This window comes from Lachnoclostridium sp. (genome assembly GCF_031997925.1).
Taxonomy (GTDB): domain Bacteria; phylum Bacillota; class Clostridia; order Lachnospirales; family Lachnospiraceae; genus Lachnoclostridium.
The window spans coordinates 275,543-281,660 of the sequence record NZ_DAMADT010000002.1; the positions used below are offsets into that span (position 1 = coordinate 275,543).

Consider the following 6,118-nt stretch of genomic DNA (forward strand, 5'->3'; position numbering starts at 1 on the left):
TTTGTTGATAGTAATAATTTAATTCTTATCAATCCAGATATCCCAATATCTACCATTCGAGTTGTAGTGTGTTTTTAAAGTATCATATTCAAATGGGAGAATATCAGCTATTTGATAAGCATAATAACAATATTCAATACGTCCTCTTCGTATTTGGCTCAAAATATCGTTTATAAAACTACAATAGCTTTGCCAATTAGTAAGGCCATAACACGATCCATTCGTTTCGTCCTCCCATATTGGTATTTCTTTTGAATAGCTGATTAATTTCCCATTCTTTTTTTGAAATGGATTTATATATGATTTTAAAATTTTATATTTTACTTGCCATTCACTATCCGTCATTGATTCGGATGGTCTCCCTAAGGTTATGAAATCTAAGTTTGATAAATCATTTTTCATGTTTTTCGTTATCCTCCTTATAATCTTCTGATAGATTTTAGTAATCTTAATTAGTTAGAGTATTCACCTCAATTAATATAGACGTTTTATACATCATTGTTATGAAAAGAATGCTAACACACTCTGTTTGGGATGTCAAGAGTTTTATACATCATTGAAATTTAGAAATTAATTTATAATATTAAAGTTATAATTGGATTATTGTTATATACAGTACTCGGCATCTTTGTAATTTGATAGGGTTGGATAATTCTGCATAACAGTGATGTATAAAATATCTAATAGACAGTGGTTTATTAATATGATAGACTAATATAAGGTGTGATTCATAATGGAGGTGCTAAATGATCAATTATAATAGTGACGAATACAAAAAGTTAATAGAAGAATTTTGTTCCTATAAAGGATATACTGAAAATCAGGCATCTTTTCTATTAAGACCGATTGTTTATACAAAAGATTTGTTCAACTTAATTCCTTATCAGTATGCAAAACTAATACTTGAAATGTGCGGTTTTGATGGTGATGAAGGTAGTAGGGGTACAAAGAATCCTCAGTACTTACGAGAAAATTTGAGTTACATAAATCAATTTTTTGAATGGTGTAAAAATGAGAAAAATATAATCCATGGAAATCCATTTTATGATTTGGATACATTGTCTTATAAATACTTATTATTTCAAGTAATTGAGAAGATGGATATCGCTGTTTTATATGATGATTCAATAGATATGATTGTAGATAAAATAGAGCTAAATAAAAGTTTATTGGAAATGATTATGAGGCTTTTTTATGAAGGAATTAAAAATCCGAAAGAGCTAGCTGGTATAAAAATAAATAATATAGATTTTGTTCATATGACAATTAAATTGGAAGATAGAGTGATAAAGTGTTCTAGCAAACTTATGATGTCGATTAAGTCATATATGAAAGAGAAAGAATTTTATTCAAAGAAAAAAAATTCGAATAATGTTGAGAATTTAGAATTTACGAGCTATGAAAATTATCTAATAAAACTTGTAGTGAAAAAGGCTTCAGATTTAGATATTGATAATGAAGACAACTATATAAGAGCCACATCATTGAGAATTGGTAGATATTTAAAAACGATTAATTTAAATTATATAGACTTAAATAGGTCTGGATTTATTAATGCTATTAGAAGAGAATTCTTAACTTATAACGATGAAGAGTTCTGTAATATTTTTATTGGTGATGATAAGCTAAATACTGGTATAGTTCGTAAATTGAAGAAAATAATGTCTGAGTATGGATTTGATGTTGTATATACAACTATAAATTCATGTATTCCATATGTTGTTAAAAGTAAATACTATCAGTAAGGTAGTATTTATTTTTATAATAACAACGATATATAAAACATTAAACGTTCTATTTTTGTTCTAATCTATATTGACAAACCTCTGAAAACATTGTATCATAAAAACAAACATATGTTCGATTGGAGGGCGGCATGTTAAAAGAGATTAATGTAGAACAAGCTCTTAGTATTTTAAACCATAATATAAATAAAGATATTATGTTTAATATATATTCTACACCGAATGGGGACGGGAGTAAGAACAATCAGTATTTAAAAAAATATGGTGTATCTAATTCAGAGGAAGGAATATTGTTGTATGAGTCTGTTGATTATAAGCGTTCGAATTTATTAATTCCCACTTCACCAGATTTATTATCCATATTGCTTATAACTATGCATAGTAATTTTGATCTTATCTTTACATATAAAACTTTTTACAGGCAGATAAAATTAGTATCAACATATAAAGAATACATGCTGAAATAATAGATATTTTTAGATAATAAAAATGTGTTTCATAAAAGGAAATGAGGTGTTTCATGGATTTTATATTTACTTTACTTATAATTATCAAATTAATAATTTCAGTAGCTATGAATGCTAGACTATTCGAAGATTTGTCATTGTTTTCATATGAATATGCTGAAGAAATTCTAAATTATATTGATTTAGATGTTCCGCAAAATAGTTCATTTAAATCAAGAATGGATTGGAAGAAGTTAACGAATAAGAAGTCAAAGCAATACCAATTACAGCAAGAAGCCTATACTAATATTTTTGGATTCCGTTGTATTGATGATAGATTTTGTATTGCAGTAGGATCATTTTACTCTCATAAAATTGGTGATATACTTGATATTCATATGAGAAATGGTTCTATATTACATTGCATTGTTGGGGATATAAAAGCAAATAAAGATACAGATAAAAAAAATCAGCAACATAAATTTGATAATAGTGTAATTGAGTTTATCATTGATGATAAAGCTTTTATTGAGGCAAATGGATTAGAAATATATAAATCAGGTAATATCTCAAATGTTTGTACTGAATTTCAGGGAGAAATAGCATATATAAGAAAATATATTGATATGAATGCAATTGATCAATGGTATTTTGAATAAAAAAACTGAGGTACCTCATCTAAAACGAAAGAGATAACTCAGTTTTTAAATATACTATAACATTATGTTCTAATACTGATAATACTCTTACTCTTCATGTCTCGGATTATTCCCAACTAAAATAATCCCCTGTGTTATCGCTGTAGTTACATTAGTTTCAAATTGAAGATCCAAGGAATCAAGTCTTGTTATTAACTCTCCCTGTGTTGTCACCACATATTTTGCTGGTAGACGATTTAGTGCATATGAAGCAATATCTAAGCGGCATTGCTCACATTTACAACAGTTGAAGGAATCTACAATATGATCTATTTGTTTAATCACGAGATCCTCCATTAAATTATGTAATATCTTATCCATACAATATTACCCCCATATACATTATTAAACTGCTATTTTCATAACAAGTGAAGCAGCTTACTGGTCAATCTTGTTCTCACAGTTCTTTTATTTCCAGTACTTTATTGCTGCACGTAATGGGCCCCCTTGCATTAACATGCTATATCAATAATTTACCACTTAGCTAATTATTTGTAAAGAGTGTGCGTTGTTTTTTAATTTAGAGTTTGATATAATGGAAATCGTGGTAAAATCTAATTGGTACTAGTATTATATAAGTTGAACTATTATACTGCTTCAGGTATAAAAATGCCATATACACAAGCAATTTCACACCTGAAACCAGCAGAAAACAAAAGTTCATCATATATAGGTAAAACTATGGGAATCCTATCTATTGTTAGGAATGACGAAAGGATAGAAGCAATGAGCATAAAAAATGAAAATGAGCTCCAAGAGACTAGCTTAATAATTAAGCTGTGGAAGAAATTTGTAAATCGTGAAACGATAACCTATGCGATTGCAGGGGTGTTAACGACATTGGTTAATTTAATTTCCTTTGATTTAATCGCAAATAAAATGCATGTTAATGATCTGGTAGCCAATGTTATTGCTTGGATTTTAGCAGTTAGTTTTGCTTATTTAGTAAATAACTTTTGGGTATTTCACAGTGGAGTAGGTAATGAAATTGAAAAAATATTTAACTTCTTTGGGGCAAGGTTAGTAACACTTGGCATTGAGGAAGTGGGTATTCTTTGTTTTGTTACCTGGTTACATTTTAATAATATGGCTGTGAAGCTTGGATTAGCAGTTATTGTTATTATCGTAAATTATATTTTTAGTAAGTTATATATTTTTAATAGGGACATGGATGAGAAGTAATATACCAAGTCCCGTGGAAAGGGTTCAACAATGGAAAAAGCTATCGTAACGTTAAAAAAAGGGGAAGGAAGATTTTTAAAATCAGGTGGCCTATGGATATTTGATAATGAAATCAGTCAGGTTAGTGGTGAATTTAAAAATGGAGATTTAGTAACTGTTCAAGATTTTGATGGTTATTGCATGGGAACTGGTTTTATTAATGAAGTGTCAAAGATTAGAATTCGTATGATGAGTAGAGTAAAAGATCAAGAGATTACAGAAGAATTTCTTAAAAATCGATTACTCGCAGCATGGGAATATCGTAAGAAGACAGTGGATACCAGCAGTTGTCGTGTTATATTTGGGGAGGCTGATTTTTTACCTGGTTTAGTTATTGATAAATTCTCTGACGTTTTGGTGGTTCAATCATTAGCACTTGGTATTGATCGTATGAAGGATGTGATAGTACGATTATTAAAAGAAATCTTGCTAGAAGATGGAGTTATCATTCGTGGTGTATATGAACGAAGCGATGCGAAAGTAAGAACCCAAGAAGGCATGGAGCGTGTCAAAGGTTTTCTTGGAGAGCCTTTTGATACGAATGTTTTGATAACAGAAAATGGTGTAAAGTATTACGTAGATGTTGAGGATGGTCAGAAGACTGGATTTTTCCTGGATCAAAAATATAATCGATTAGCAATCCAACGTCTATGCAAGGATGCGAAAGTATTAGATTGTTTTACTCATACTGGTTCATTTGCCTTAAATGCTGGAATTGGTGGAGCAAAAGAAGTAATTGGTATTGATGCATCCGAATTAGGTGTATCTCAAGCCGGGAAGAATGCTGAGTTAAATGGATTAGAAAAGATCGTTCGAATGTGAGGATGTCTTTGAGTTACTACCTCGTTTAGAGGAGTCAGGTGAGAAATTTGATGTTATTATTCTTGATCCACCTGCATTTACAAAGTCAAGAAATTCAGTAAAGAATGCCATTAAGGGATATCGTGAAATAAATCTAAGAGCTATGAAGTTAATTAAAGATGGCGGATATCTAGCAACGTGTTCTTGCTCACACTTTATGACACCGGAGTTATTTACGGAAACAATTGGACAGGCTGCTAGAAACGTTCATAAGCGTTTACGTCAGGTAGAATATCGTACTCAGTCACCGGATCATCCTATTCTTTGGGCAGCAGAGGAATCTTACTATTTGAAATTCTATATTTTCCAAGTATGTGATGAAAAATAATAGATAGTATCTTTGCTAAAGACATGTTTGAATCGACACGATAAATAAAGAGAAAAGCTGTACTTCCAACATTAAGTTGTTGAAGGTACAGCTTTTTCTATGATAGTATAGCTTTTTCTGTTCATGAAATTGAAAGTTAACATAGCGTACTTTTTCTTGTTTATTTATAGTACGTGCAATTGTTCTTCAGTTTATCGAGTGATATGATACGTTATAAATAAAGTATCACTTAATAACCGGTGGTTGAAAGAGTCTAAGTTCGCCGTTTTGAGGCTTATAAGCATATACATTAACCTCATTATAATCACGGAAAAATATAAAGTTACTGGTGCAACAAATTTGCTTATAATCTCCTTCTCTGATAACCTTCTTCTCCAGTGTGGCAAGGTTTATCTGGCCAAGATGATTATTGTCACCGCCATCTACTTGGTAGAAGATATAATTCCCGTCCATGCTGATATTATATGTAGAGCAAAATTCATCAATTAGGATGGTCTTATTGTTTCCCTGATAGTCAATACGGCAGAGAGCATAATTATCTTCTATAGATATGTAGTAGATTCCTTCTGGCCTTGCAATTGGCATATAGCAATTACTATTTAAAATGGTTTGTACAGTATTGTCTGTTGTGTCCATAGCATAGATACTATGATCTAAATCAGCGCCTGCAAAGTACATAGAACCCTCATGGTAGGAGGCAGGAAGGATAGGAGAATCAGCTAACCTAGTCTCATTCTTTGCATCGATTCCTACACTATAAAACTGAATCCCTGTTTTCGGCGAATAATGTTGATAGTAAATCGTATTTCCATACAATGA

7 protein-coding genes and 1 pseudogene are annotated in these 6,118 nt (G+C 30.7%); 5 read left to right on the forward strand and 3 right to left on the reverse strand.

Annotation, left to right across the window (positions count from 1 at the left end; genetic code table 11):
* Positions 1–18 precede the first annotated feature (18 nt).
* Positions 19–402, reverse strand: coding sequence for a hypothetical protein (locus RTP52_RS02800; RefSeq protein WP_312369103.1), 384 nt, complete (start codon positions 400–402; stop codon positions 19–21).
* A gap of 344 nt (positions 403–746) precedes the next feature.
* Between RTP52_RS02800 and RTP52_RS02805 the strand changes: the two genes are divergently transcribed.
* The 3 genes from RTP52_RS02805 to RTP52_RS02815 all read left to right on the forward strand — a co-directional run bounded on the left by RTP52_RS02805 (position 747) and on the right by RTP52_RS02815 (position 2,850).
* Positions 747–1,745 carry a hypothetical protein gene (locus RTP52_RS02805; RefSeq protein WP_312369105.1) on the forward strand — a complete coding sequence of 333 codons (999 nt, stop codon included), beginning with the start codon at positions 747–749 and terminating at the stop codon, positions 1,743–1,745.
* Between the two features lie 131 nt (positions 1,746–1,876).
* Positions 1,877–2,212, forward strand: a complete 336-nt coding sequence (locus RTP52_RS02810) for a hypothetical protein (protein ID WP_312369107.1) — start codon at positions 1,877–1,879, stop codon at positions 2,210–2,212.
* 53 nt (positions 2,213–2,265) lie between these two features.
* On the forward strand, positions 2,266–2,850 hold the full coding sequence (locus tag RTP52_RS02815; RefSeq protein WP_312369109.1) for a hypothetical protein: 585 nt from the start codon (positions 2,266–2,268) through the stop codon (positions 2,848–2,850).
* Positions 2,851–2,937: 87 nt separating this feature from the next.
* Here the strand turns inward: RTP52_RS02815 and RTP52_RS02820 are convergent, their stop codons facing one another.
* Entirely contained in the window at positions 2,938–3,210 is a 273-nt protein-coding gene (locus RTP52_RS02820; RefSeq protein WP_312369111.1) for a late competence development ComFB family protein, read from the reverse strand.
* Positions 3,211–3,615: 405 nt separating this feature from the next.
* Here RTP52_RS02820 and RTP52_RS02825 point away from each other — a divergent pair, with 405 nt between their 5' ends.
* Entirely contained in the window at positions 3,616–4,071 is a 456-nt protein-coding gene (locus RTP52_RS02825) for a GtrA family protein (RefSeq protein WP_312369113.1), read from the forward strand.
* A 30-nt stretch (positions 4,072–4,101) separates the two neighbouring features.
* Positions 4,102–5,299: pseudogene (locus tag RTP52_RS02830) on the forward strand (class I SAM-dependent rRNA methyltransferase).
* A gap of 225 nt (positions 5,300–5,524) precedes the next feature.
* On the opposite strand, the gene RTP52_RS02835 reads toward RTP52_RS02830, so the two are convergent.
* Positions 5,525–6,118 (reverse strand): DUF5050 domain-containing protein (locus tag RTP52_RS02835; protein WP_312369115.1); only part of this gene is annotated, 594 nt, incomplete at its 5' end.

Excerpts from the sequence above, each read along its gene's own strand:
- RTP52_RS02800 (WP_312369103.1), bottom strand. The coding sequence starts at position 402 with ATGAAAAATGATTTATCAAACTTAGATTTCATAACCTTAGGGAGACCA.
- RTP52_RS02805 (WP_312369105.1), top strand. The coding sequence starts at position 747 with ATGATCAATTATAATAGTGACGAATACAAAAAGTTAATAGAAGAATTT.
- RTP52_RS02810 (WP_312369107.1), top strand. The coding sequence starts at position 1,877 with ATGTTAAAAGAGATTAATGTAGAACAAGCTCTTAGTATTTTAAACCAT.
- RTP52_RS02815 (WP_312369109.1), top strand. The coding sequence starts at position 2,266 with ATGGATTTTATATTTACTTTACTTATAATTATCAAATTAATAATTTCA.
- RTP52_RS02820 (WP_312369111.1), bottom strand. The coding sequence starts at position 3,210 with ATGGATAAGATATTACATAATTTAATGGAGGATCTCGTGATTAAACAA.
- RTP52_RS02825 (WP_312369113.1), top strand. The coding sequence starts at position 3,616 with ATGAGCATAAAAAATGAAAATGAGCTCCAAGAGACTAGCTTAATAATT.